We start from the raw sequence: 24,893 nt of genomic DNA on the forward strand, positions 1-24,893 counted from the left end.
ACAGGGGCCGCGGCGCTCTTTCTCGTTTTTTTCCACCCCGGGTACCCGCCTTTGGGGGGCCCCCCACCCCCTTTTGCGGGCTTCCGAACCCCCCCGGACCCCCCCAACCCGGGCGGTACGGCACCAAGAAGCCAACGGCGGTCCATCCGGATCCGGCACCCGGATCCGGCGGAAGACACCGACACGCATCGTGCGCCTCCTGTGCGCCCTATGTCGCGGGAGAACCTTCCTTCGATACGCTGTACTTACATCCGCCACCGCGCATATGACCGCGGTGCTGCCCCAAGGGCCTTCGGGTGTCGTACGTTCTCCAGTACATTCGCAGCGAAGATCCCGCGCAGCAGCCGGATCCCGCACAGTCACAAGGAGTGTCATCGACCGATGGCAGGTCCAGCGTTCCGCGCCGCCGCCGTACGGGTGCGCGTCCCCGCCAGCAGCGCCAACCTCGGCCCCGGCTTCGACGCCCTCGGCCTGGCCCTGGGGCTCTACGACGACGTCGTCGTCCGGGTAGCCGATTCCGGCCTGGACATCGACATCGCGGGTGAGGGCGCCGACACCCTCCCGCGGGACGAGAGCCACCTCCTCGTACGCTCCATGCGCACCGCCTTCGACCTGCTGGGCGGGCAGCCGCGCGGCCTTGAGGTCGTCTGCGCCAACCGGATCCCGCACGGCCGGGGCCTCGGCTCCTCCTCCGCCGCGATCTGCGCCGGCATCGTCGCCGCCCGCGCCGTGACCATAGGCGGGGAGGCCAAGCTCGACGACGCGGCGCTGCTGGAGCTCGCCACCGAGATCGAGGGCCACCCCGACAACGTGGCCGCCTGTCTGCTCGGCGGTTTCACCCTGGCGTGGATGGAGGGGGGCAGTGCCAAGGCGATCCGGATGGACCCCGCGGATTCCATCGTTCCGGTGGTCTTCGTCCCGTCGAAGCCGGTCCTGACCGAGACCGCCCGCGGCCTGCTGCCGCGCACCGTCCCGCACGTGGACGCGGCCGTCAACGCGGGCCGCGCGGGCCTGCTCGTGGAGGCCATGACCAGGCGCCCCGAGTTCCTGCTGCCCGCCACCGAGGACCGGCTGCACCAGGAGTACCGGTCCCCGGCGATGCCGGAGAGCGTGGCACTCGTCAACCGGCTGCGGGCGGACGGCATCCCCGCGGTCATCTCCGGCGCGGGCCCCACGGTCCTCGCGCTGGTCGACAACGGCGCGGCCGACAAGGTCGCGCAGCTCGCGGGCGAGGGGTGGGCCGCCAACCGGCTCGCGCTCGACGCCGCGGGTGCGAGCGTCCTGCCGCTGGGCGCCCAGGGCGGTCAGCCCGTGTCGTGACGACACGGCCCGTCGGGGCGGACGGCCGGGCAGGCCGCCCGCCCGCGACGGGCGATTGCCGGTGATTGAGAGGGGGAATGTCTGTTGGATCCGGTAGTGTTAACCTCAAGTGCGCATCCGAAGCCGCCATGGCTCGGTGCTCAGTGTCCCCATCCGGGACCACATTTCTTCCGGGAGCCTCCCCGACTGCTTTGATCGCTGCCAGCAGTTTCGAGCACGCTCCGGAATCGGCGTGACATTCCCACGCTTTCCAGCTCGGGGGCTTCTCGCCGGAACCACCATGCACGTTTCTCTCCGCCGTAACTCTTACCGGCGGACCACCGCCCCGGCACGGTCCACACACCCGGACCGTTGTCGGACAGCACAACCGGTCGCCGAGCCAGACAGGCCGACGTCCGCTCCAGGGAAGGACCCTTCGTGAGCGACACCACCGATCTGATGGGCGCTGCCGACACCAACGTCGACACCAGTGCCCCCGCCGCGGGCGCGGCCCCGAAGCGCCGCCGCTCCGGCACCGGCCTTGAGGGCATGGTCCTGGCCGAGCTGCAGCAGGTCGCGTCGGGCCTCGGTATCAGGGGCACCGCGCGCATGCGCAAGAGCCAGCTGATCGAGGTCATCAAGGAGGCGCAGGGCGGCAGCGCCCCCAAGGCCGCCGCCGCGGCCCCCGCCGCCGACGCTGCCGAGGCCAAGCCGAAGCGCCGCACCACCAGCAAGGCCCGTACGGGCGAGGCCGCCGCCGCGGCCCCCGCCGAGAAGCCCGCCGCCCAGGCCCAGATCGAGATCCCGGGCCAGCCGGCCAGCGACGACGCCCCGATCGGCGAGCGCCGCCGCCGCCGGGCCACCGCCCCCTCCGGCAGCCCCGAGTCCTCTGCGCCCGCCGCCGTGCAGGTCGAGCAGAAGACCGAGGCCGCCGCCCCGGCCGCGCAGCCCGAGGCCAAGGCCGAGGCCGCCACCGCCGTCTCCGCGCAGCCCCAGGGCCAGGCGCAGGAGGCCGGCGAGGGCCGCACCCGCCGCGACCGCCGTGACCGCGGCGACCGTGGTGAGCGCGGCGAGCGTGGCGAGCGCGGCGAGCGTCAGCAGGGCCGCCGCGAGCGCGGCGCCAAGGCCGACGAGCAGGGCCAGCAGCAGGGCGGCCAGGGCCAGCAGCAGGGCGGCGGCCGCCAGGACCGCGCCGACCGCCAGCAGCAGCAGGGCGGCCGCGGCCAGGGCCGGCAGGACCGTCAGGACAACGGCCCGCAGGACGACTTCGACGAGGAAGGCCGTCGTGGCCGTCGCGGGCGCTACCGCGACCGCCGCGGCCGTCGCGGCCGTGACGAGTTCGCGCCGAACGAGCCGCAGGTCGCCGACGACGACGTGCTGATCCCCGTCGCGGGCATCCTCGACATCCTCGACAACTACGCGTTCATCCGGACCTCGGGCTACCTGCCCGGCCCGAACGACGTGTACGTCTCCCTCGCCCAGGTCCGCAAGGCCGGCCTGCGCAAGGGCGACCACACCACCGGTGCGGTCCGCCAGCCCAAGGACGGCGAGCGCCGCGAGAAGTTCAACGCCCTGGTGCGCCTGGACTCCGTCAACGGCATGGCGCCCGAATCCGGCCGCGGACGGCCGGAGTTCCAGAAGCTGACCCCGCTCTACCCGCAGGACCGGCTCCGTCTGGAGACCGACCCGGGCGTGCTGACCACCCGCATCATCGACCTCGTGTCGCCGATCGGAAAGGGCCAGCGCGGTCTGATCGTGGCCCCGCCGAAGACCGGCAAGACCATGATCATGCAGGCGATCGCCAACGCGATCACCACCAACAACCCCGAGTGCCACCTGATGGTCGTCCTGGTCGACGAGCGTCCGGAAGAGGTCACCGACATGCAGCGGTCGGTCAAGGGCGAGGTCATCTCCTCGACCTTCGACCGCCCGGCCGAGGACCACACCACCGTCGCCGAGCTGGCCATCGAGCGCGCCAAGCGCCTCGTCGAGCTGGGTCACGACGTGGTCGTCCTGCTGGACTCCATCACCCGTCTGGGCCGCGCGTACAACCTCGCGGCGCCCGCCTCCGGCCGCATCCTGTCCGGTGGTGTCGACTCGACCGCGCTGTACCCGCCGAAGCGCTTCTTCGGTGCCGCGCGCAACATCGAGGACGGCGGCTCGCTGACCATCCTGGCCACCGCGCTCGTCGACACCGGCTCGCGCATGGACGAGGTGATCTTCGAGGAGTTCAAGGGCACCGGCAACATGGAGCTCAAGCTCGACCGCAAGCTCGCCGACAAGCGCATCTTCCCGGCCGTCGACGTCGACCCGTCGGGCACCCGCAAGGAGGAGATCCTCCTCAACAGCGAGGAGCTCGCCATCGTCTGGAAGCTGCGCCGGGTGCTGCACGCGCTCGACTCGCAGCAGGCGATCGAGCTGCTGCTCGACAAGATGAAGCAGACGAAGTCGAACGCCGAGTTCCTGATGCAGATCGCCAAGACGACCCCGGCCGGCAAGAACGACGACTGACCGGGTCGCCCGAACACGGAACCGCCCCCGCCGCACCCGCGGCGGGGGCGGTTCCTTTTGTGCGAGCTTCGCCACACGCCTGCGCCCGCAGGGTCCCGTACGGGATCCTTCGAGCCCGGATCGGAACCCTTGGTGGGCGTCCGGTCACGGGTTGTGCTCATGGGGGAGGGGGCGTGCGGAGCGGTCCGCGCTCCGTGGAACCCTGGAATGCGCTAGTCCGTCTGTGTGAGAGAGCAGTCGGCAACGGAGCCAGGACCGAGGAGAGCATGAGCGAGGACAGCAGGGGCGGTCGCAGGGCGGCACGCAGGCGCGGGCGCCGGGCGCAGCCGCGCCGCCGCAGGGGCCTCAGGGTCGCCGCCTGGACCGCCGCGGGGGTGGTCCTGCTGGGCGGGGGAAGCCTCGGCTGGTTCTACTTCAAGCTCAACGGCAACCTGCACAGCGTCGACATCGACCAGGCCCTCGGCAAGGACCGCCCGCCGAACGTCGACAACGGCTCCATGGACATCCTGGTCCTCGGCTCCGACTCCCGCGACGGGGCGAACGGCGAGTACGGCGCGGACGACGGCGGCTCGGCCCGCTCCGACACCGCGATGATCATCCACCTCTACGAGGGCCACAAGCAGGCCAGCGTCGTCTCGATCCCCCGCGACACCATGCTCCCGCGGCCCGCCTGCCCCACCGGCAAGGGGAAGACCAGCGCCCCCAGGCAGCGCGCGCAGTTCAACGAGGCCTTCACCATCGGCGGGGCAGCCTGCGCCGTCAAGACCGTCGAGGCGATGTCGGGGATCCGCATGGACCACTACATCGAGGTCGACTTCACCGGCTTCAAGAAGATCATCGACAACCTCGGCGGGGTCGAGCTCACGACCACCAAACCGATCAAGGACGACGGCAGCCACCTCGACCTGCCGGCCGGCTCCCACAAGCTCAACGGCGAGCAGTCCCTCGGCCTCGTCCGCACGCGCAAGAGCGTCGGCGACGGCGGCGACCTGGGCCGAATACAGCTCCAGCAGGCCTTCATCAAGGCGCTGATCAAGCAGGTCAAGGGCGTCGGGGTGTTCGACAGCCCGAAGAAGCTCTACGGCCTCGCCGACTCCGCCACCAAGGCGATCACCACCGACAAGGCGCTCGGCGACGTGAAGTCCCTCGCGAGCTTCGCCCAGGGGCTCCAGGGCATCAGCGCCGAGAACATGCACATGATCACCCTGCCGGTGGGCCCGGACCCGCTCGACAGGGACCGCGTCGCGATCCTGCCCAAGGACTCCAAGATGGTCTGGGACGCCCTGCTGGCCGACCAGCCCATCCCCGCCGCGGCCACCGAGCACTCCAACGGGGACAAGAGCAGCGCGGGCTCCATCGTCCGGTAGGCCGGCCCGGTCCTTCCCTGCCGGGACCCGGCAGGAATAGATGCCGGCCCCCTCCTGTTGAAGGCATCGTTCCCGGAATTTTGACAGGCGGCCCGGTCCTGGCAGACTGGTCTGTCGGCCCCGGTTCACGCAGTGCGCAATTCGGCTCCTGCGACCCGGCGCCCTCCCGAATCTAGGAGACACCTTGAAGCGCGATGTTCACCCCGAGTACGTCGAGACCCAGGTCAGCTGCACCTGTGGCGCGTCGTTCACCACCCGCAGCACCCTGACCGAGGGCACCATCCGTGCCGAGGTCTGCTCCGAGTGCCACCCGTTCTACACGGGCAAGCAGAAGATCCTCGACACCGGTGGCCGCGTGGCCCGCTTCGAGGCCCGCTTCGGCAAGGGTGCGGCCAAGAAGTAGCGCGACCCAGGCGCCGGTCACCGGCCGCCCCCTGACCACGCGGGGGCGGCCGGACCGGCGCCTTTGTCGTCGTATCGACAGCCCAGCCCCTTTTTGACTTTTTTCACCCCAGGAGCATCCGATGTTCGAAGCGGTCGAGGATCTGGTCGGCGAGCACGCCGACCTCGAGAAGAAGCTCGCCGACCCTTCGGTCCACTCCGATCAGGCGAACGCCCGCAAGCTGAACAAGCGCTACGCGGAGCTGACGCCGATCGTCGCGACCTTCCGTGCCTGGAAGCAGTCGGCCGAGGACATCGAGACGGCCAAGGAGCTGGCGGCCGACGACCCCGACTTCGCCGCCGAGGTCAAGGAACTGAGCGCCCAGCGCGAAGAGCTCACCGAGAAGCTCCGCCTGCTGCTCGTACCGCGCGACCCCAGCGACGACAAGGACGTCCTCCTGGAGATCAAGGCGGGCGCCGGCGGCGACGAGTCCGCCCTGTTCGCCGGCGACCTGCTGCGCATGTACCTGCGCTACGCCGAGCGCGTGGGCTGGAAGACCGAGATCATCGACTCCACCGAGTCCGAGCTCGGCGGCTACAAGGACGTCCAGGTCTCCGTCCGCACCAAGGGCGGCAACGGGGCCACCGAGCCCGGCCAGGGCGTCTGGGCCCGGATGAAGTACGAGGGCGGCGTGCACCGCGTCCAGCGCGTGCCGGCCACCGAGTCCCAGGGCCGCATCCACACCTCCGCCGCCGGCGTGCTCGTCACCCCGGAGGCCGAGGAGGTCGAGGTCGAGATCAACATGAACGACCTCCGCATCGACGTGTACCGCTCCTCGGGCCCCGGCGGCCAGTCCGTCAACACCACCGACTCGGCCGTGCGCATCACGCACATCCCGACCGGCGTGGTCGCCTCCTGCCAGAACGAGAAGAGCCAGCTCCAGAACAAGGAGCAGGCCATGCGCATCCTGCGCTCGCGCCTGCTGGCCGCCGCCCAGGAAGCCGCCGAGCAGGAGGCCTCCGACCAGCGCCGTAGCCAGGTGCGCAGCGTGGACCGCTCCGAGAAGATCCGTACGTACAACTTCCCGGAGAACCGGATCTCGGACCACCGGACCGGTTTCAAGGCGTACAACTTGGACCAGGTGCTCGACGGCGACCTCGACTCGGTCATCCAGGCCTGCGTCGACACCGACTCCGCGGCGAAGCTCGCGGCCGCGCACTGACCTTCGCCCCACCCCCCATGACAGCAGCCCGGAGGACCAGCGTGAACTTGCTGCTTGCCGAGGTGGCCCAGGCCACCCAGCGGCTGGCCGCCGCCGGCGTGCCCTCACCGCGTTTCGACGCGGAGGAGCTCGCGGCCTTCGTGCACGGCGTCAAGCGGGGGGAACTGCACCACGTCAAGGACGCGGACTTCGACGCCCGCTACTGGGAGGCCGTCGCCCGCCGCGAGGCGCGCGAGCCGCTCCAGCACATCACCGGCCGTGCCTTCTTCCGCTACCTGGAGCTCCAGGTCGGCCCCGGGGTGTTCGTGCCCCGGCCCGAGACCGAGTCGGTCGTGGACTGGGCCATACACGCCGTCCGGGCCATGGACGTGGTCGAGCCGCTGATCGTGGACCTGTGCACCGGGTCCGGCGCCATCGCGCTCGCCATGGCCCAGGAGGTGCCGCGCTCGCGCGTGCACGCCGTGGAGCTGTCCGAGGACGCCCTGCGCTGGACCCGCAAGAACGCCGAGGGCTCCCGGGTCACCGTCCACCAGGGCGACGCGCTCACCGCGCTCCCCGAGCTGGACGGACAGGTCGACCTGGTCATCTCCAACCCGCCGTACATCCCGCTCACCGAGTGGGAGTACGTCGCCCCGGAGGCCCGCGACCACGACCCCGAGATGGCGCTGTTCTCCGGCGAGGACGGCCTCGACACCATCCGCGGCATCGAGCGCACCGCCCACCGGCTGCTGCGGCCCGGCGGCATCGTCGTGATCGAGCACGCCGACACGCAGGGCGGCCAGGTGCCGTGGATCTTCGCCGACGAACGGGGCTGGGCCGACGCCGCCGACCACCCCGACCTGAACAACCGCCCGCGCTTCGCGACCGCCCGCAAGGCCATGCCGTGACCCGCCCGACCGCCGCCCCCGCCACCCCCACGCTGCACGAGGAGATCCGCTGATGGCCCGGCGATACGACTGCAACGACGCGACGGACCGCAAGACGGGTCTGCGCGAAGCGGCCTCCGCCGTCCGCCGCGGAGAGCTCGTCGTGCTGCCCACCGACACCCTGTACGGGATCGGCGCGGACGCCTTCAGCGCGGAGGCCGTCGGCGACCTGCTCGCCGCCAAGGGCCGCGGCCGGAACATGCCCACCCCCGTCCTCATCGGCTCCCCGAACACCCTCCACGGCCTCGTCACGGACTTCTCCGAGCAGGCGTGGGAGCTCGTCGACGCCTTCTGGCCGGGCGGCCTCACGCTGGTCGCCAAGCACCAGCCGTCGCTGGCCTGGGACCTGGGGGAGACCCGCGGGACCGTCGCCGTGCGCATGCCCCTGCACCCCGTCGCGATCGAGCTGCTGACCGAGGTCGGCCCGATGGCCGTCTCCTCGGCCAACCTGTCCGGGCACCCGGCGCCGGGCGACTGCGACGCGGCGCGCGAGATGCTGGGCGACTCCGTGTCCGTGTACCTGGACGGCGGCCCCACGCCGAGCACCGAGCCGTCGTCGATCGTCGACGTCACCGGGAAGGTTCCCGTACTGCTGCGCGAGGGGGCGCTGAGCGCCGCACAGCTGCGGGAGGTCGTACCCGACCTCGAGGTGGCTCCGTGAGCCCTCAGGGGCGTGGCATAGCCAAGGGAGACACCTTCCGCATACTCCACGTCAGCACCGGGAACGTGTGCCGCTCGCCCATCACCGAGCGGCTGACGCGGCACGCGCTCGCCGACCGCCTGGCCGTCCTGGGCCTGCCGGCCGGGGACCTCATCGTGGAGAGCGCCGGCACCTGGGGCCACGAGGGCGCCCCGATGGAGGCCAACGCGGCGGCCGTGCTGGCGGACTTCGGCGCGGACGCGTCGGGGTTCACCGGGCGCGAGCTGCTCGACGAGCACGTCATACGCGCCGACCTGGTGCTCACCGCCACGCGGGACCACCGGGCGCAGGTCATCTCCATGGGGCACTCGGCGGGGCTGCGGACCTTCACGCTGAAGGAGTTCACCCGGCTCGTACGGGCGATAGACCCGGCCACGCTGCCGCCGCTGGACGACGGCATGGCGGAACGGGCGCGGGCCCTGGTACGGGCCGCCGCCGCGCTGCGGGGGTGGCTGCTGGCGCCGTCCGCCGATGCGGACGAGGTGTACGACCCGTACGGGGCGCCGATCACCTTCTTCCGCTCGATCGGCGACGAGATCAACCAGGCCCTGGACCCCGTGGTCACGGCCCTGACGGGCGTCGACGCCCACCACTGACCCTTTCTTGACGCGCCGCTCGCGCGGCTCGGCCGCTGGCGGCCTCACCGGCTTCGCGCCGCTGCGCCGGACTCCGTCCGTCGACCTGCGGGGCGGGGCCGGTTCGCGTGTCCGGGGCCGGTGTGTCGTCTGCGGGTGGGGTGGGCCGCTGCGCGGGGCCGTCCCCTACCCGCCCTTCCACCGTTCCCAGGGGCGCTGCCCCTGACCCCGCGCCTCAAACTCCCCCAGCTACCGCTGGGAGGTGCCCCCAGGCGGGGCTGAAAGAGCCGGGCGCTGCGCGCCCGGTGCGCTCAAACGCCGCGCGGGCTGGAAGTTGCCGCGCAGCGGCAAATCCAGCCTCGCCGGCGTTTGAGGCGCGGGGGTCCGGGGCGGAGCCCCGGGGAACGGGGGAAGGGCGGGTAGGGGACCAGTCCCGCGCAGCGGGCGGCGCAGGGGCGCGACGGGCGGGCGCGGCCTACAGTGGCTGGTACCGGTACCCCCACTGTGCGGGAGTCGCGCCATGAGCGTCATGACCCAGCCCACGGACGCCCTGCGCCAGCAGGACCCGCAAATGGCCGACGTCCTCGAAGGCGAGCGGCGCCGGCAGGCGGAGACGCTGCAGATGAGCGCCGCCGAGAACTTCACCTCGCCCGCGGTGCTCGCCGCGCTGGGGTCCGTGCTCTCCAACAAGTACGCCGAGGGTTACCCCGGCGCCCGCTACCACGGCGGCTGCGAGTACGTGGACCTCGCCGAGCGGATGGCCGTGGAGCGGGCCAGGGCGCTCTTCGGGGTCGAGCACGCCAACGTGCAGCCGCACTCCGGTTCCGCGGCCGTCCTGGCCGCCTACGCGGCGCTGCTGCGGCCCGGGGACACCGTCCTGGCCATGGGGCTGGCGCACGGCGGGCACCTCACGCACGGCTCGCCCGCCAACTTCTCCGGCCGCTGGTTCGACTTCGTCGGCTACGGCGTCGACGCCGAGAGCGGGCTCGTCGACTACGAGCAGGTGCAGCGGCTGGCGCGGGCGCACCGGCCCAAGGCCATCGTGTGCGGGTCCATCTCCTACCCCCGGCACCTGGAGTACTCGGCGTTCCGCGAGATCGCCGACGAGGTCGGGGCGTACCTCATCGCCGACGCCGGGCACCCGATCGGGCTGGTGGCCGGAGGGGCCGCGCCCAGTCCCGTCCCGTACGCCGACGTGGTCTGCGCGACCACCCACAAGGTGCTGCGCGGCCCCCGCGGCGGGATGGTGCTGTGCGGCGGCGAGTTCGCGGAGCGGGTCGACCGGGCGGTGTTCCCCTTCACCCAGGGCGGCGCCCAGATGAACTCCATCGCCGCGAAGGCGGTGGCCTTCGGCGAGGCGGCCGCGCCGCCCTTCACCCGGTACGCGCACCGGGTCGTGGCCAACGCCCGCGCCCTGGCCGCCGCCCTGGAGCGGCGCGGGTTCGCCCTGACGACCGGTGGGACGGACACCCACCTCATCAGCGCCGACCCCGCGGCGCTCGGCGTGGACGGGCCGACGGCGCGCGGCCGGCTGGCCGCCGCGGGGATCGTCCTGGACACCTGCGCGCTGCCGTACGGGGACCAGCGCGGCATCCGCCTGGGCACCGCGGCGGTGACCACGCAGGGGATGGGGGAGCCGGAGATGGCCCGGATCGCCGAGCTGTTCGCCGCCGCGCTGGGCGGGGACGCGGCCCGGACGCGGGCCGAGGTGGCCGCCCTGACGGGTGGATTTCCCCCGTACGGGGCGTAACCGGTACGAGCATGGAGTAGTGCAACCGGAACGGGGCCTCCGTGCGTCCTCGTCCCTGGTGACATCGCGGCTAATGTGTGGGGCTGAGATGGCCGGCGATACATCTGGGGCAGCCAGTGCGTGAATATCTGCTGACGCTTTGCGTCACGGTCGCGGTGACCTACCTGCTGACCGGGCCCGTGCGGAAGTTCGCGATCGCGGCCGGCGCGATGCCGGAGATCCGCGCGCGGGACGTGCACCGCGAGCCCACTCCGCGGCTCGGCGGCATCGCCATGTTCGGCGGCATGTGCGCGGGGCTGCTGATCGCCGACCACCTGCAGAACCTCAACGGGGTCTTCGAGCGTTCCAACGAGCCACGAGCGCTGCTCTCGGGAGCGGCGCTGATCTGGCTGATCGGCGTCCTGGACGACAAGTTCGAGCTCGACGCGCTGATCAAGCTCGGCGCCCAGATGATCGCCGCGGGCGTGATGGTCATGCAGGGCCTGACCATCCTGTGGATTCCGGTTCCGGGCATCGGCACGGTGGCGCTCACCCAGTGGCAGGGCACCCTGCTCACGGTGGCGCTGGTGGTGATCACCATCAACGCGGTGAATTTCGTCGACGGCCTCGACGGGCTGGCGGCGGGCATGGTCTGCATCGCCACATGCGCGTTCTTCCTCTACGCCTACCGGATCTGGTTCGGCTACGGCATCGAATCCGCCGCCCCCGCGACCCTCTTCGCGGCGATCCTGATGGGGATGTGCCTGGGCTTCCTGCCGCACAACATGCATCCCGCCCGGATCTTCATGGGGGATTCCGGCTCGATGCTGATCGGCCTGGTGCTGGCGGCTTCGGCGATCTCGATCACGGGGCAGGTGGACCCCGACACGATGGCGCTCTTCGTCGGCGGTGAGCGCAACGCCACCCACGCGATGCTGCCGGTCTTCATCCCGCTGCTGCTGCCCCTGACCATCATCGCCATTCCGATGGCGGACCTGGTCCTCGCGATCGTGCGGCGCACCTGGAACGGCCAGTCGCCGTTCGCGGCGGACCGCGGCCACCTGCACCACCGGCTCCTGGAACTCGGGCATTCCCACAGCCGCGCCGTACTCATCATGTATTTCTGGTCAGGCCTGATCGCATTCGGCACGGTGGCCTATTCGGTGCATTCGGCGTCGATGTGGATCGTGCTGTCCCTCGCGGCGCTGAGCGCGCTGGGCCTCGTACTGCTCCTGATGCCCCGGTTCACCCCGCGGGCGCCGCGCTGGGCGCACGGCCTGGTCCCGCCGCGGTACCGGCACGCCGAGCGGGCCGCGGAGGCGGCCGTCCGGGAGGACGAGGGCGTGGAGCCGCAGCCGGCGAGGCCCGTCGTGGCGGGGGTGTCGGGCGTCAACGGCGCGACCGCGGTAGGCCCCCGTTCGCGCTTCCCCGACCGGCGTAAGGCCGGATCGGCGCGCTGACGGGCCGGGCGCATTTCCGACATGGGCGCCCTTTACCAGACAATGAGAGGGCTTGTCTTGCACACACGGGCGCGTTAGCCCTCATGTGTGACAGTCAGCACACCTGACAGGTAAAGCTCTCATCAAATAGTTTGTGATACCGTTCACTAAACCCGGCGACAGAGCCGAAGGACCGTAGTGCGACGGTCCATTGGCCCGAGGCTCTCACTCGGACCGGGCTTACGCTCGTCCCCGTACGAGTTCCCGTACGAGTCCGTGCCCCCACCACCACGCGGAGCAAACCGCCATGCGGTCAAATGACGTCCGATCCCTCCTGCAAACCGCCGTACCCACCGCTATCGCCGGCGCCATCGCCGCGGTGATCAGCGGTTTGGTCGTCGGTGGCCAGGGCGCCATCGGATCCGTCGTCGCGACCGTGGTCGTGATCCTGTTCATGGGCCTCGGATTCGTCGTCCTGCAGCGCACGGCGAAATCCCTGCCGCATCTGTTCCAGGCCATGGGCCTCATGCTCTACGCCGCGCAGATCCTGCTGCTCTTCGTCTTTCTCGCCGTGTTCAAGAACACGACACTGTTCAACCCCCGGGCGTTCGCCATCACGCTCGTCGTCGCCACCCTGGTGTGGATCGGCGCACAGACGCGTGCCCACATGAAGGCGAAGATCCTTTACGTCGAGCCGGACTCGGCCAAGGGTGAAAAGCCCGAAAACCCGGGGCCGAAGTCGTGAGGGGTAGGGCCGGGATAAGTGTGCGTTCGAGATGCTGCTATCGTCCGGTTCCAACTGCGGCTCTGCGGGCGCGGGCATCTGAGCTGACGCCTGTTCCATCGCGAGGCTCGATGCCTGACTGCCGCCCCCACACCCGTTACACCAGTCCAGTGCCGAACCGCGGCCTCGCGCCGCGCCGACACAACGAGGTTGCCGTACCTATGCGCCACGCTGAAGGAGCCCGCGGTGAGTGCTGACCCGACGCAGGTCCTCGCCTTCGAGACCGACTGTCACATCTTCGACGGATGTGGCTTCCCCGGCCCGGGCCTGCACTCGTTCCTCTTCGAGCCGCTCTGGGGTGAAGCGGGCAGCAATGCCTACTTCAACAAGCCGATGCTGCTGGCCCTCCTGGGCTCGATCATCATCGTGGCCTTCTTCTGGGCCGCCTTCGGCAAGGCGAAGATCGTCCCCGGCAAGCTCCAGATGGTCGGCGAGGCCGGCTACGACTTCGTGCGCCGCGGCATCGTCTACGAGACCCTCGGCAAGAAGGAGGGCGAGAAGTACGTCCCCTTCATGGTCTCGCTGTTCTTCTTCGTCTGGATCCTGAACGTCTGGTCGATCGTCCCGGTGGCGCAGTTCCCGGTGACCTCGATCATCGCGTACCCGGCCGTGCTCGCCCTGATCGTCTACCTGATCTGGATGTCGGTCACCTTCAAGCGCCACGGCTTCGTCGGCGGCCTGAAGAACCTCACCGGCTACGACAAGAGCCTCGGCGGCGTCCTGCCGCTGATCATGGTCATCGAGTTCTTCTCGAACGTCCTGGTGCGCCCGTTCACCCACGCGGTCCGACTCTTCGCGAACATGTTCGCCGGTCACACCCTGCTGCTGCTCTTCACGATCGCCAGCTGGTACCTGCTGAACGGCATCGGCATCGCCTACGCCGGTGTGTCGTTCGTGATGGTGATCGTGATGACCGCCTTCGAGCTCTTCATCCAGGCTGTCCAGGCGTACGTCTTCGTCCTCCTGGCCTGCAGCTTCATCCAGGGCGCGCTCGCCGAGCACCACTGAGCCAGGCCCGCCCCGCTCAGCCCCCCGTATTCGTCCGGTGGCCAACCCCCACCGGATCCGTGAAAGAGAAGGAAGAACTGGCATGTCCCAGACCCTTGCCGCCGTCACCGGCTCCCTCAGCTCCGTTGGTTACGGTCTCGCGGCCATCGGCCCCGGCGTCGGCGTCGGCATCATCTTCGGTAACGGCACCCAGGCCCTCGCCCGCCAGCCCGAGGCTGCCGGCCTGATCCGCGCCAACCAGATCCTCGGCTTCGCCTTCTGTGAGGCGCTCGCCCTGATCGGTCTGGTCATGCCGTTCGTCTACCCGAGCTCCTGATCCTCGGTCTCGACGAACAGCCCACTAGACGAAAGGCACTGATGTGAACCTCATGGTTCTCGCGGCTGAGATGGAAAACCCTCTCATCCCGCCGATCCCCGAGCTCGTCATCGGTCTGATCGCCTTCGTCATCGTCTTCGGCTTCCTCGCGAAGAAGCTCCTCCCGAACATCAACAAGGTTCTGGACGAGCGCCGCGAGCAGATCGAGGGCGGTATCGAGAAGGCCGAAGCCGCTCAGACCGAGGCTCAGAGCGTGCTGGAGCAGTACAAGGCCCAGCTCGCCGAGGCCCGGCACGAGGCCGCGCGCCTGCGCCAGGACGCGCTGGAGCAGGGCACTGCGCTGAAGGAAGAACTGCGCGCAGAGGGCCAGCGGCAGCGTGAGGAGATCATCGCTGCCGGTCACGCCCAGATCGCGGCAGACCGCAAGGCCGCCGCTCAGGCGCTGCGTCAGGACGTGGGCAAGCTCGCCACCGACCTGGCCGGCAAGCTCGTCGGCGAGTCCCTCGAGGACGCCGCTCGTCAGAGCCGCACCATCGACCGCTTCCTCAGCGAGCTTGAGGAGAAGGCCGAGGCGGCCCGATGAACGGAGCGAGCCGCGAGGCGCTGGCCTCCGCGCGCGAGCGTCTCGACGCGCTGACGGACAACACGTCCGTCGACGCGGCGAAGCTCGCCGGTGAGCTGGCAGCCGTCACCGCGCTGCTCGACCGTGAGGTCTCGCTGCGTCGGGTCATCACGGACCCGGCGCAGTCCGGCGAGGCCAAGGCCGAGCTGGTCGGCCGGCTGCTGTCCGGCCAGGTCGACGGGAACACCCTCGACCTGGTGTCCGGCATGGCGCGCTCCCGCTGGTCGCAGTCCCGCGACCTGGTGGACGCGCTGGAGGAGCTGGCGGCCACCGCCGACCTCACGGCGGCCCAGCAGGCCGGAGCGCTCGACAACGTCGAGGACGAGGTCTTCCGCTTCGGCCGGATCGTCGCCTCCAGCACCGAGCTGCGCTCCGCGCTGACCGACCGCGCCGCCACCGGCTCCGCCAAGAGCGAGCTGCTGCGCAGCCTGCTCGGCGGCAAGGTGAACGCCGTCACCGAGCGCCTGGTGATCCGTCTCGTCACGCACCCGCGTGGACGTAGCCTGGAAGCGGGACTCGAGTCCCTGTCCAAGCTCGCCGCCGAGCGACGGGACCGCATGGTCGCCACCGTGACCAGCGCGATCCCGCTCAGCGACGTGCAGAAGCAGCGTCTCGGCGCGGTGCTGGCCAAGCTGTACGGCCGCCAGATGCACCTGAACCTCGACGTGGACCCCGCGGTCCTCGGCGGGATCTCGGTGCGGGTCGGCGACGAGGTCATCGACGGCACCATCGCGGACCGCCTCGCCGAGGCGTCGCGCCGCATGGCCGGCTGACCAGCCGCCACCACACAGATACAAAGCATTCCTAGCGGCCCGGTTGGGCCGTGCAGAACTTGCAGAAGATTCCTGGGGGTCACCCCCAGACCCCTAAGAAGCTTCAGGCCCAACAAGGAGAGCAGGGAACCCAGATGGCGGAGCTCACGATCCGGCCGGAGGAGATCCGGGACGCACTGGAGACCTTTGTCCAGTCGTACCAGCCGGACGCGGCCTCGCGCGAGGAGGTCGGAACGGTCAGCGTTGCCGGCGACGGCATCGCGAAGGTGGAGGGCCTGCCCTCCGCCATGGCGAACGAGCTGCTGAAGTTCGAGGACGGCACCCTCGGTCTCGCCCTCAACCTCGAGGAGCGCGAGATCGGTGCGATCGTCCTCGGCGAGTTCAGCGGTATCGAGGAGGGCCAGCCGGTGCAGCGCACCGGTGAGGTCCTCTCCGTAGGCGTCGGCGAGGGCTACCTCGGCCGCGTCGTCGACCCGCTCGGCAACCCGATCGACGGCCTCGGCGAGATCGCGACCGAGGGCCGCCGCGCCCTCGAGCTGCAGGCCCCGGGCGTCATGGTCCGTAAGTCGGTGCACGAGCCCATGCAGACCGGCTACAAGGCCGTCGACGCCATGGTGCCGATCGGCCGCGGCCAGCGTCAGCTGATCATCGGCGACCGTCAGACCGGCAAGACCGCTCTGGCCGTCGACACGATCATCAACCAGCGTGACAACTGGCGCTCCGGCGACGTGAACAAGCAGGTCCGCTGCATCTACGTCGCCATCGGCCAGAAGGGCTCGACCATCGCGTCCGTTCGCGGCGCCCTGGAAGAGGCCGGCGCGCTCGAGTACACGACGATCGTCGCCGCCCCGGCGTCCGACCCGGCCGGCTTCAAGTACCTGGCGCCGTACACCGGTTCCGCCATCGGTCAGCACTGGATGTACGCCGGCAAGCACGTCCTGATCATCTTCGACGACCTGTCGAAGCAGGCCGACGCCTACCGCGCCGTGTCGCTGCTGCTGCGCCGCCCGCCGGGCCGCGAGGCCTACCCGGGTGACGTCTTCTACCTGCACTCCCGTCTGCTGGAGCGCTGCGCGAAGCTCTCCGACGACATGGGTGCCGGCTCGATGACCGGTCTGCCGATCGTCGAGACCAAGGCCAACGACGTCTCGGCGTTCATCCCGACCAACGTCATCTCCATCACCGACGGCCAGTGCTTCCTGGAGTCCGACCTGTTCAACGCGGGCCAGCGCCCGGCGCTGAACGTCGGTATCTCGGTCTCCCGCGTCGGTGGTTCCGCGCAGCACAAGGCCATGAAGCAGGTCTCCGGCCGTCTCCGCGTCGACCTGGCCCAGTACCGCGAGCTGGAGGCGTTCGCCGCCTTCGGTTCCGACCTGGACGCCGCGTCGAAGTCCTCGCTGGAGCGCGGCAAGCGCATGGTCGAGCTGCTGAAGCAGGGCCAGTACCAGCCGATGCCCGTCGAGGAGCAGGTCGTCTCCGTCTGGGCCGGCACCACCGGCAAGATGGACGACGTCCCGGTCGAGGACATCCGCCGCTTCGAGTCGGAGCTGCTGGAGCACCTGCGCCGCGAGCGCAAGGACCTCCTGACCTCGATCGCCGACGGCGGCAAGATGTCGGACGACACGCTGACCTCGATCGCCGACGCGATCGCCGGCTTCAAGCGCCAGTTCGAGACCTCGGACGGGAAGCTCCTGGGCGAGGACGTTCCGGCCGTCAACGTCTCCAAGTGACGACGGAAGGGACCTGACTCATGGGAGCGCAGCTCCGGGTCTACAAGCGTCGCATCCGTGCCATCACTGCGACGAAGAAGATCACCAAGGCGATGGAGATGATCGCCGCCTCGCGCATCGTCAAGGCGCAGCGCAAGGTGGCGGCGTCGATGCCGTACGCGACCGAGCTCACCCGTGCGGTGACCGCGGTGGCGACCGGTTCGAACAACAAGCACGCCCTGACCACCGAGGTCGAGGCGCCGACCCGCGCCGCGGTCCTGCTCATCACGAGCGACCGCGGTCTGGCCGGCGGCTACTCCTCGAACGCCATCAAGCAGGCCGACCGGCTCATCGAGCGGCTCCGCGCGGAGGGCAAGGAGGTCGACAGCTACATCGTCGGCCGCAAGGGTGTCGCCTACTACGGCTTCCGTGAGCGCAAGGTCACGGACTCGTGGACCGGCTTCACCGACAGCCCGGCGTATGCCGACGCCAAGCGCGTCGCCGCGCCGCTGATCGAGGCCATCCAGACGGAGACGGCCGAGGGCGGCGTCGACGAACTGCACATCGTCTTCACGGAATTCGTGTCGATGATGACGCAGAACGCGGTCGACAACCGGATGCTGCCGCTCAGCCTCGAGAAGGCTGCGGAGGAGGACGGTGCGAAGGGCGAGATCCTTCCGCTGTTCGAGTTCGAGCCGTCGGCGGAGGACGTCCTCGACGCCCTTCTGCCGCGCTACGTCGAGAGCCGCGTCTACAACGCGCTGCTGCAGGCCGCTGCTTCCGAGCACGCCGCCCGCCGCCGCGCGATGAAGTCGGCCACCGACAACGCCGGAGACCTCATCAAGAGCCTCTCCCGGCTTGCCAACGCGGCCCGCCAGGCCGAAATCACCCAGGAAATCAGCGAGATCGTCGGTGGCGCCAGCGCCATGGCCGACGCGACCGCGGGGAGTGACAAGTAATGACGACCTCTGTTGAGACGGCCGCTGCCACGGGCCGCATCGCCCGGGTCATCGGCCCGGTCGTCGACGTGGAGTTCCCCGTCGACGCGATGCCCGACATCTACAACGCGCTGAAGGTGCAGGTCGCCGACCCGGCCGAGGACGGCGCGCTCAAGACGCTGACCCTCGAGGTCGCCCAGCACCTGGGTGACGGCATGGTCCGCACCATCTCCATGCAGCCCACCGACGGTCTGGTCCGCCAGGCCCCGGTGACCGACACGGGCGAGGGCATCACCGTCCCCGTCGGTGACTTCACCAAGGGCAAGGTGTTCAACACCCTGGGTGAGGTGCTGAACTACCCGGAGGCCAACGCCGAGGTCGGCGAGCGCTGGGCGATCCACCGCAAGGCCCCGAACTTCGACGAGCTCGAGTCGAAGACCGAGATGTTCGAGACCGGCGTCAAGGTCATCGACCTCCTCACCCCGTACGTCAAGGGTGGAAAGATCGGTCTGTTCGGTGGTGCCGGTGTCGGCAAGACCGTTCTGATCCAGGAAATGATCTACCGCGTCGCCAACAACCACGACGGTGTGTCGGTGTTCGCGGGTGTCGGTGAGCGTACCCGTGAGGGCAACGACCTCATCGAGGAGATGTCGGACTCCGGCGTTCTGGACAAGACCGCGCTGGTCTTCGGCCAGATGGACGAGCCCCCGGGCACCCGTCTGCGCGTCGCCCTGGCCGGTCTGACCATGGCGGAGTACTTCCGCGATGTTCAGAAGCAGGACGTCCTCTTCTTCATCGACAACATCTTCCGGTACACCCAGGCCGGTTCCGAGGTGTCGACCCTGCTCGGCCGCATGCCCTCCGCGGTGGGTTACCAGCCGAACCTGGCCGACGAGATGGGTCTCCTCCAGGAGCGCATCACCTCGACCCGTGGTCACTCGATCACCTCGATGCAGGCGATCTACGTCCCCGCCGACGACCTCACCGACCCGGCGCCGGCGACCACCTTCGCCCACCTCGACGCGACGACGGTTCTCTCCCGTCCGATCTCCGAGAAGGGCATCTACCCGGCCGTGGACCCGCTGGACTCCACGTCCCGGATCCTGGACCCCCGCTACATCGCGGCGGACCACTACAACGCGGCCATGCGCGTCAAGGGGATCCTGCAGAAGTACAAGGACCTCCAGGACATCATCGCGATCCTCGGTATCGACGAGCTGGGCGAGGAGGACAAGCTCGTTGTCCACCGTGCCCGTCGTGTCGAGCGCTTCCTGTCGCAGAACACCCACGTCGCCAAGCAGTTCACCGGCGTGGACGGTTCGGACGTTCCGCTCGACGAGTCGATCGCCGCGTTCAACGCGATCTGCGACGGTGAGTACGACCACTTCCCCGAGCAGGCGTTCTTCATGTGCGGTGGCATCGAGGACCTGAAGGCCAACGCCAAGGAGCTGGGCGTCTCCTGATCCGGCGCGCTCCGCGAGGAGCGCATCCGGTTCGCAGGCCACCGGCGGACGCCGAAAGTGTCTGCCACAGGAGGGGGACGGGTGTGTCCCGTCCCTCTCCCCACGCCCATTAGAATTTGACCCAACACCCGGCTGACCCGCCGGGTGGTGACCCGAGGAGCCACCTTGGCTGCTGAGCTGCACGTCGAGCTGGTCGCGGCGGACCGCAATGTCTGGTCCGGCGAGGCCACCCTGGTCGTCGCCCGCACCACGTCCGGCGACATCGGCGTCATGCCCGGTCACCAGCCGCTTCTCGGTGTGCTGGAATCGGGCCCGGTGACCATCCGTACCAGCGAGGGCGGCACTGTCGTCGCCGCGGTGCACGGCGGATTCATCTCGTTCGCGGACAACAAGCTGTCCCTGCTGGCCGAGATCGCCGAGCTCGCGGACGAGATCGACGTCCAGCGGGCGGAGCGGGCACTGGAGCGCGCGAAGTCGGAGGCCGACGCGGCCGCCGAACGTCGCGCCGATGTCCGGCTGCGCGCGGTCGCGGGGCACTGAGCCCCGTACCGAACAGTTTGATACCTCAGCCGCGGTCGGGTCCGGAATTTTCCGGACCGGGTCGCGGCTGAGGCGATGTACGTACTTTTGTTTGTGCGGTTTTCGATGAGCGAGGAGGTCGGTGAAGATGCTCCTCGCTCTGCTTGTGAGCGGCCTGGTCGTAGCCCTGGTGGTGATCGGGCTGTTCGTGTTCGGGCTGCGCCGCAGACTCATCCAGCGGTCCGGCGGGACCTTCGACTGCAGCATGCGCTGGGGCGTGGCCGAGGAGCCCGACGTCTCCGGCAAGGGCTGGGTCTACGGGGTCGCCCGCTACAGCGGTGACCGCATCGAGTGGTTCCGCGTCTTCTCGTACTCGCCCCGCCCGCGCCGGCTGCTGGAGCGTTCCTCCATCGAGGTCCTCGCGCGGCGTGCGCCCGAGGGCGAGGAGGAGCTGGCCCTGCTGTCCGACGCTGTCGTGCTCGGCTGTTCCCACCAGGGGACCCGCCTGGAGCTGGCGATGAGCGAGGACGCGCTGACCGGGTTCCTGGCGTGGCTGGAGGCGGCGCCGCCCGGGCAGAGGGTGAACGTGGCCTGAGGCGACCGTTGCGTGAGGAAGCCGGGGAGGCGGGGGACGGTCCCGCCTCCCCGGCTTCGTCGTACACCGGGGCCGTGCAGTGCGTGGGGGTTACTGCAGCCCGGTGTGGATCGCGTTCGCCAGTTCGCCGTTCGCGGTGTCGCCGCTGAACTCCCAGAAGAAGGCGCCCTTGAGGCCCTGGTTCTTCAGCCAGGTCATCTTGCCGGCGATGGTGGCGGGGGTGTCGTAGCTCCACCAGTTGCCGCCGCACTTGGCATAGGCGGTGCCGGCGACGGTTCCGGTGGTGGGGCAGCTGGTCTTGAGGATCTTGTAGTCCTCGATGCCCTGCTCGTAGGTGCCCTGGGCGGGTCCGGTGGCGGTGCCGCCGGGGGCGTCCTGGGTGACTCCGGTCCAGCCGCGGCCGTAGAAGCCGATGCCGAGGTTGAGCTTGGATCCGGGGATGCCCTTGCCCTTGAGCTTGGTGATGGCGGCCTCGGAGTTGAAGCCGGCGATCGGGATGCCGGCGTAGGAGGTCAGCGGGGAGTGCGGGGCGGTGGGGCCCTTGGCGTCCCAGGCGCCGAAGAAGTCGTACGTCATGACGTTGTAGAAGTCGACGTACTGGGCGGCGCCGCCGTAGTCGGCGAGGTCGAGCTTGCCGCCGTTGGAGCCGTCGGCGGAGATCGCGGCGGTGACCAGGTTGGAGCCGCCGAACTTGGTGCGCAGGGCCGACATCAGGTTCTTGAAGGAGGCCGCGCCGCTGGTGTCGCAGGACAGGCCGCAGGCGTTGGGGTACTCCCAGTCGATGTCGATGCCGTCGAAGACGTCCGCCCAGCGGGGGTCCTCGACCAGGGCGTAGCAGGAGTCGGCGAAGGCGGCGGGGTTCTGGGCGGCCTGGCCGAAGCCGCCGGACCAGGTCCAGCCGCCGAAGGAGTAGAGGATCTTGATGTGCGGGTACTTGGCCTTGAGCTTGCGCAGCTGGTTGAAGTTGCCGCGCAGGGGCTGGTCCCAGTTGTCGGCGACGCCGTCGACGCTCTGGTCGGCGGTGTAGGCCTTGTCGTAGTCGGCGTAGGCGTCGCCGATGGTGCACTTGCCGTTCTGGACGTTGCCGAAGGCGTAGTTGATGTGGGTGATCTTCGCGGCGCTGCCCGAGGTGACCAGGTTCTTCACGTGGTAGTTGCGCTGGTAGACGCCCCAGTCGGTGAAGTAGCCGAGCTTGACCTTGGAGCCCGGGTCCGGATCGGTGCCGCCGCCGCCCGGGGTGGTGACCGTGAGCTCGCCCGAGGAGGGGCCGGTCTGGTCGGTGGTGTCACGGGCGGTGACCGAGTAGGTGTACGTGGTGCCCTTGGTCAGGCCGCCGTCGTTGAAGGTGGTGCCGGTGACGGTGGTGAGCTTGCCGCCGTTGCGGTAGACGTCGTAGTTCTTGACGCCCTTGTCGTCGGTGGCGGCCGTCCAGGACAGGGTCAGCGCGTTCTCGGTGACGCCGCTCGCGGTGGGGGTGCCGGGGGCCGAGGGCGGGGCGTCGGTGGGGTTGGTGCCGCCGTCGCAGGAGCCGCCGTTGATCTTGCAGCCGGAGGGGGCGCCGGCGCCGGTGCCGTTGAAGCCGAAGCTGACGGTGGCGCCGGGGGCCAGGGTGCCGTTCCAGCCGACGTTCTTGGCGGTCCAGTGGTTGCCCGAGCTGGTGACGGTGGCGTCCCAGGCGGAGGTGACCCGGGTGCCGGCCGGGTAGTCCCACTCCACGGTCCAGCTGCTGAGGGCGGTGGTGCCGGTGTTCTTCACCGTCCACTTGCCCTCGAAGCCGGAGCCCCAGTCGGAGACCTTGGTGTAGGTCGCGGTCGCGGAGGGGGCCGCCTGCGCGGGGCCGGCCAGGCCGACGAGGCCGGCGACGGGCAGGGCGAGGGCCGCCACGGTGGCGGCCAGCCTCCTGAACAGACGGGTGCGTGGGGGTGCTGTGCTCAAGGGTGCTCCTCGGTAGGTCCGTACCGATCGTGGGGCCGACCGGTACATGGGGGTGGGACCTGCGCCGCCCGTGAGCACGCCTCGTGTCGCTCTTTGTCATGGCACGCTCACCACAGTGATGCGGTGAGACTAGAAAGGTCTGGACCAAGCGTCAAGAGGTCCAGACCTCAGCTCCAGAAGCCGTCTAGATCCCCAACTCCTGCGCCAGTACGGCCGCTTGGACCCTGCTGCGCAGCTCCAGCTTCCCCAGCAGCCTGCTGACGTGGGTCTTCACCGTGGCCTCCGCCATGTCCAGCCGCACGGCGATCTCCGCGTTCGACAACCCGTCGCCCAGCGCCCCCAGCACCTCCCGCTCGCGCCGCGTCAGCGACTCCACCGCCGCGGCCGCCCCCGGCCGCACGGGAGCCCGTACGGCCTTCGGCGCCGCGAACTCGGCGATCAGCCGCCGGGTCACCGCCGGGGCGATCAGCCCCTCGCCGCGCGCCACCGTCCGCACCGCCGCGATCAGCTCCGCCGCGTCCGCGTCCTTCAGCAGGAACCCCGCCGCCCCCGCCCGCAGCGCGCCGAAGACGTACTCGTCCAGGTCGAAGGTGGTCAGGACCAGCACGTCCGCCAGCCCCCGCTCCACCACCTGCCGGGTGGCCGACACCCCGTCGAGCTTCGGCATCTGCACGTCCATGAGGACCAGGTCCGGCCGCAGCTCGTCGGCCAGCCGCACCGCCTCCTCGCCGTCGGCGGCCTCTCCCACCACCTCGACGTCGCCCGCACTGCGCAGGATCAGCACCAGACCGGCCCGTACGGCCCGCTGGTCCTCGGCCACGAGCACCCTGATGGTCATGACTGCACCGCCCTCTCCTCGGCGGGCAGAACCGCCCGCACCTGCCACACCCTGTCCGCCGCACCCGCCGTGAACGTCCCGCCCAGCAGCTCCGTACGCTCCCGCATGCCGATCAGCCCGGCCCCCGAACCCGGGGCGCGCGGGTCCGGCCGGTCCCCGTACGGGGAGTCCACCGCCACCGTCAGCAGCCCCGCGCCGTGCGCCACCCGGACCCGGACCGTGCCGGGGGCGGCGTGCTTGAGGGCGTTGGTCAGCGACTCCTGCACGATCCGGTACGCCGCCAGCTCCACCGGCGCCGGCAGCGCCGCCCCGGAGGGCCGCTCGTCCGCCAGGACGAAGTCCAGCCCGCTCGCCGACCCGTTCGTACGGGCCTGCCCCAGCAGGGCGTCCAGGCCGTCCAGGGAGGGCACAGCGACGGCTTCCTGCTCCGCGCCCGCGTCCCGCAGCAGCCCGATCAGCCGGCGCATCTCCGCCAGCCCCTGCACGCTGTTCTCCCGGATCACCCCGAGCGCCTCGCGGCTGGTTGCGGGGGAGTCGATGGAGAGGGCGGCGGTGGAGTGGATGGCGATCGCCGAGAGGTGGTTGGCCACCATGTCGTGCAGCTCCCGCGCCATCCGGGCGCGCTCGGCCACCACGGCCTGGCTGCGGTCCATCTCGGCCAGCAGCGCCGTCTGCTCCGCGCGCAGCCGGGCGGCCTCGGCGGCCTCGCGGTGGTTGCGCAGGGTCGCGCCGGTCAGGGCCGGGGCGAAGCTCACGATGCCGGTGACCACGCCGATGAGCAGGGCCTGCGGGGTGCGCAGCCAGACCAGGGAGCCGATGGTGACGGCCACGGTGATCAGACCGGTGCTGACCGGGAGCCGGCGGGCCATGGCGGGCTTGCCGTAGACCACGGCCGCGTACATCAGGTCGGTGAAGATGATGACGCTGGCGATGTTGCCGAGGGTGAACTGGTCCGCGACCACGGCGAGCGTGCCGACGGACAGGGTGACGCGGGGCATGCTGCGGCGCAGCAGCTCCAGGGCGCCGAGGACCAGCAGCGGGACCAGCACCGCCCAGTCGGGCAGGAGGTGCCGGCTGGGCGAACTGTGCACGCCCAGCGCCCACAGCAGCAGGCCGGCGAGCACGCTGACGGCCGCGAGCAGTACGTCGTCGCGGTGCGGGCGGGGGATCTTGGGGAGCACGCCCCCATCCAACACGGTCCGCCGCGGCGGGGCCTCGGTACCCGGGCTGAGAAGGCGGTACA

The 24,893-nt window shown here is 70.3% G+C and carries 23 protein-coding genes; 20 read left to right on the top strand and 3 right to left on the bottom strand.

The window, feature by feature from the left end:
* Positions 1-381: 381 nt before the first annotated feature.
* The 20 genes from thrB (at position 382) to AC07A6_RS34270 (ending at position 20,877) form a co-directional block, all read left to right on the top strand.
* Positions 382-1,320 carry a homoserine kinase gene (gene thrB, locus AC07A6_RS34175; protein ID WP_362467228.1) on the top strand — a complete coding sequence of 313 codons (939 nt, stop codon included), beginning with the start codon at positions 382-384 and terminating at the stop codon, positions 1,318-1,320.
* Between the two features lie 417 nt (positions 1,321-1,737).
* Positions 1,738-3,810: a transcription termination factor Rho gene (rho, locus tag AC07A6_RS34180; protein WP_362467229.1), complete on the top strand. Its 2,073-nt coding sequence runs from the start codon at positions 1,738-1,740 to the stop codon at positions 3,808-3,810.
* Between the two features lie 266 nt (positions 3,811-4,076).
* A complete protein-coding gene (locus AC07A6_RS34185) occupies positions 4,077-5,177 on the top strand; it encodes an LCP family protein (protein WP_362467230.1) in 1,101 nt (366 codons plus the stop codon).
* A 184-nt stretch (positions 5,178-5,361) separates the two neighbouring features.
* Entirely contained in the window at positions 5,362-5,580 is a 219-nt protein-coding gene (gene rpmE, locus AC07A6_RS34190) for a 50S ribosomal protein L31 (protein ID WP_007266580.1), read from the top strand.
* A gap of 121 nt (positions 5,581-5,701) precedes the next feature.
* Positions 5,702-6,781: a peptide chain release factor 1 gene (gene prfA, locus AC07A6_RS34195; RefSeq protein WP_125816360.1), complete on the top strand. Its 1,080-nt coding sequence runs from the start codon at positions 5,702-5,704 to the stop codon at positions 6,779-6,781.
* 41 nt (positions 6,782-6,822) lie between these two features.
* Positions 6,823-7,668, top strand: coding sequence for a peptide chain release factor N(5)-glutamine methyltransferase (gene prmC, locus AC07A6_RS34200; protein WP_007266582.1), 846 nt, complete (start codon positions 6,823-6,825; stop codon positions 7,666-7,668).
* Positions 7,669-7,720: 52 nt separating this feature from the next.
* Positions 7,721-8,368 (top strand): L-threonylcarbamoyladenylate synthase, encoded by a 648-nt coding sequence (locus AC07A6_RS34205; RefSeq protein WP_362467231.1) that lies wholly within the window; start codon positions 7,721-7,723, stop codon positions 8,366-8,368.
* Positions 8,365-9,003 (top strand): arsenate reductase/protein-tyrosine-phosphatase family protein, encoded by a 639-nt coding sequence (locus tag AC07A6_RS34210; RefSeq protein WP_478779712.1) that lies wholly within the window; start codon positions 8,365-8,367, stop codon positions 9,001-9,003. Before AC07A6_RS34205 ends, AC07A6_RS34210 begins: the two co-directional genes overlap by 4 nt.
* Before the next feature lie 499 nt (positions 9,004-9,502).
* Positions 9,503-10,732, top strand: coding sequence for a serine hydroxymethyltransferase (locus AC07A6_RS34215; RefSeq protein WP_478779713.1), 1,230 nt, complete (start codon positions 9,503-9,505; stop codon positions 10,730-10,732).
* A 104-nt stretch (positions 10,733-10,836) separates the two neighbouring features.
* Positions 10,837-12,171, top strand: coding sequence for an MraY family glycosyltransferase (locus AC07A6_RS34220; protein ID WP_185911140.1), 1,335 nt, complete (start codon positions 10,837-10,839; stop codon positions 12,169-12,171).
* Between the two features lie 286 nt (positions 12,172-12,457).
* Complete coding sequence (locus AC07A6_RS34225) at positions 12,458-12,895, top strand: hypothetical protein (RefSeq protein WP_478779714.1); 438 nt, start codon at positions 12,458-12,460, stop codon at positions 12,893-12,895.
* 210 nt (positions 12,896-13,105) lie between these two features.
* Complete coding sequence (atpB, locus tag AC07A6_RS34230) at positions 13,106-13,942, top strand: F0F1 ATP synthase subunit A (protein WP_362471680.1); 837 nt, start codon at positions 13,106-13,108, stop codon at positions 13,940-13,942.
* Between the two features lie 82 nt (positions 13,943-14,024).
* Positions 14,025-14,258: an ATP synthase F0 subunit C gene (gene atpE / locus AC07A6_RS34235; protein ID WP_007266589.1), complete on the top strand. Its 234-nt coding sequence runs from the start codon at positions 14,025-14,027 to the stop codon at positions 14,256-14,258.
* Between the two features lie 52 nt (positions 14,259-14,310).
* Positions 14,311-14,841 carry a F0F1 ATP synthase subunit B gene (locus AC07A6_RS34240; RefSeq protein ID WP_362471677.1) on the top strand — a complete coding sequence of 177 codons (531 nt, stop codon included), beginning with the start codon at positions 14,311-14,313 and terminating at the stop codon, positions 14,839-14,841.
* Positions 14,838-15,653, top strand: a complete 816-nt coding sequence (locus AC07A6_RS34245; RefSeq protein ID WP_125816354.1) for a F0F1 ATP synthase subunit delta — start codon at positions 14,838-14,840, stop codon at positions 15,651-15,653. The genes AC07A6_RS34240 and AC07A6_RS34245 overlap by 4 nt, the downstream gene beginning before the upstream one ends.
* A gap of 134 nt (positions 15,654-15,787) precedes the next feature.
* The gene (gene atpA / locus AC07A6_RS34250; protein ID WP_362471660.1) at positions 15,788-17,383 is read left to right on the top strand and encodes a F0F1 ATP synthase subunit alpha; all 1,596 of its coding nucleotides are present in this window, start codon (positions 15,788-15,790) and stop codon (positions 17,381-17,383) included.
* A gap of 20 nt (positions 17,384-17,403) precedes the next feature.
* Complete coding sequence (locus AC07A6_RS34255) at positions 17,404-18,321, top strand: F0F1 ATP synthase subunit gamma (RefSeq protein WP_125816352.1); 918 nt, start codon at positions 17,404-17,406, stop codon at positions 18,319-18,321.
* A complete protein-coding gene (atpD, locus tag AC07A6_RS34260) occupies positions 18,321-19,763 on the top strand; it encodes a F0F1 ATP synthase subunit beta (protein ID WP_125816351.1) in 1,443 nt (480 codons plus the stop codon). Before AC07A6_RS34255 ends, atpD begins: the two co-directional genes overlap by 1 nt.
* Positions 19,764-19,928: 165 nt before the next feature.
* Positions 19,929-20,303: a F0F1 ATP synthase subunit epsilon gene (locus AC07A6_RS34265; RefSeq protein ID WP_007266595.1), complete on the top strand. Its 375-nt coding sequence runs from the start codon at positions 19,929-19,931 to the stop codon at positions 20,301-20,303.
* Between the two features lie 127 nt (positions 20,304-20,430).
* Positions 20,431-20,877, top strand: a complete 447-nt coding sequence (locus AC07A6_RS34270) for a DUF2550 domain-containing protein (protein ID WP_125816350.1) — start codon at positions 20,431-20,433, stop codon at positions 20,875-20,877.
* 90 nt (positions 20,878-20,967) lie between these two features.
* Here the strand turns inward: AC07A6_RS34270 and AC07A6_RS34275 are convergent, their stop codons facing one another.
* From AC07A6_RS34275 to AC07A6_RS34285, 3 genes are all read right to left on the bottom strand, one after another.
* Positions 20,968-22,860 carry a glycosyl hydrolase family 18 protein gene (locus tag AC07A6_RS34275; RefSeq protein ID WP_478779715.1) on the bottom strand — a complete coding sequence of 631 codons (1,893 nt, stop codon included), beginning with the start codon at positions 22,858-22,860 and terminating at the stop codon, positions 20,968-20,970.
* 136 nt (positions 22,861-22,996) lie between these two features.
* The gene (locus tag AC07A6_RS34280; protein ID WP_362471650.1) at positions 22,997-23,650 is read right to left on the bottom strand and encodes a response regulator transcription factor; all 654 of its coding nucleotides are present in this window, start codon (positions 23,648-23,650) and stop codon (positions 22,997-22,999) included.
* The gene (locus AC07A6_RS34285) at positions 23,647-24,843 is read right to left on the bottom strand and encodes a sensor histidine kinase (RefSeq protein WP_478779720.1); all 1,197 of its coding nucleotides are present in this window, start codon (positions 24,841-24,843) and stop codon (positions 23,647-23,649) included. The genes AC07A6_RS34280 and AC07A6_RS34285 overlap by 4 nt, the downstream gene beginning before the upstream one ends.
* Between the last annotated feature and the right edge of the window lie 50 nt (positions 24,844-24,893).

The organism is Streptomyces sp. NPDC044002 (assembly GCF_056434525.1).

Coding starts and splice junctions, on each gene's coding strand:
- thrB (WP_362467228.1), top strand. CDS start 382: ATGGCAGGTCCAGCGTTCCGCGCCGCCGCCGTACGGGTGCGCGTCCCC.
- AC07A6_RS34185 (WP_362467230.1), top strand. CDS start 4,077: ATGAGCGAGGACAGCAGGGGCGGTCGCAGGGCGGCACGCAGGCGCGGG.
- prfA (WP_125816360.1), top strand. CDS start 5,702: ATGTTCGAAGCGGTCGAGGATCTGGTCGGCGAGCACGCCGACCTCGAG.
- AC07A6_RS34205 (WP_362467231.1), top strand. CDS start 7,721: ATGGCCCGGCGATACGACTGCAACGACGCGACGGACCGCAAGACGGGT.
- AC07A6_RS34215 (WP_478779713.1), top strand. CDS start 9,503: ATGAGCGTCATGACCCAGCCCACGGACGCCCTGCGCCAGCAGGACCCG.
- AC07A6_RS34225 (WP_478779714.1), top strand. CDS start 12,458: ATGCGGTCAAATGACGTCCGATCCCTCCTGCAAACCGCCGTACCCACC.
- atpE (WP_007266589.1), top strand. CDS start 14,025: ATGTCCCAGACCCTTGCCGCCGTCACCGGCTCCCTCAGCTCCGTTGGT.
- AC07A6_RS34240 (WP_362471677.1), top strand. CDS start 14,311: ATGGTTCTCGCGGCTGAGATGGAAAACCCTCTCATCCCGCCGATCCCC.
- AC07A6_RS34245 (WP_125816354.1), top strand. CDS start 14,838: ATGAACGGAGCGAGCCGCGAGGCGCTGGCCTCCGCGCGCGAGCGTCTC.
- atpA (WP_362471660.1), top strand. CDS start 15,788: ATGGCGGAGCTCACGATCCGGCCGGAGGAGATCCGGGACGCACTGGAG.
- AC07A6_RS34255 (WP_125816352.1), top strand. CDS start 17,404: ATGGGAGCGCAGCTCCGGGTCTACAAGCGTCGCATCCGTGCCATCACT.
- atpD (WP_125816351.1), top strand. CDS start 18,321: ATGACGACCTCTGTTGAGACGGCCGCTGCCACGGGCCGCATCGCCCGG.
- AC07A6_RS34270 (WP_125816350.1), top strand. CDS start 20,431: ATGCTCCTCGCTCTGCTTGTGAGCGGCCTGGTCGTAGCCCTGGTGGTG.
- AC07A6_RS34275 (WP_478779715.1), bottom strand. CDS start 22,860: ATGTACCGGTCGGCCCCACGATCGGTACGGACCTACCGAGGAGCACCC.
- AC07A6_RS34280 (WP_362471650.1), bottom strand. CDS start 23,650: ATGACCATCAGGGTGCTCGTGGCCGAGGACCAGCGGGCCGTACGGGCC.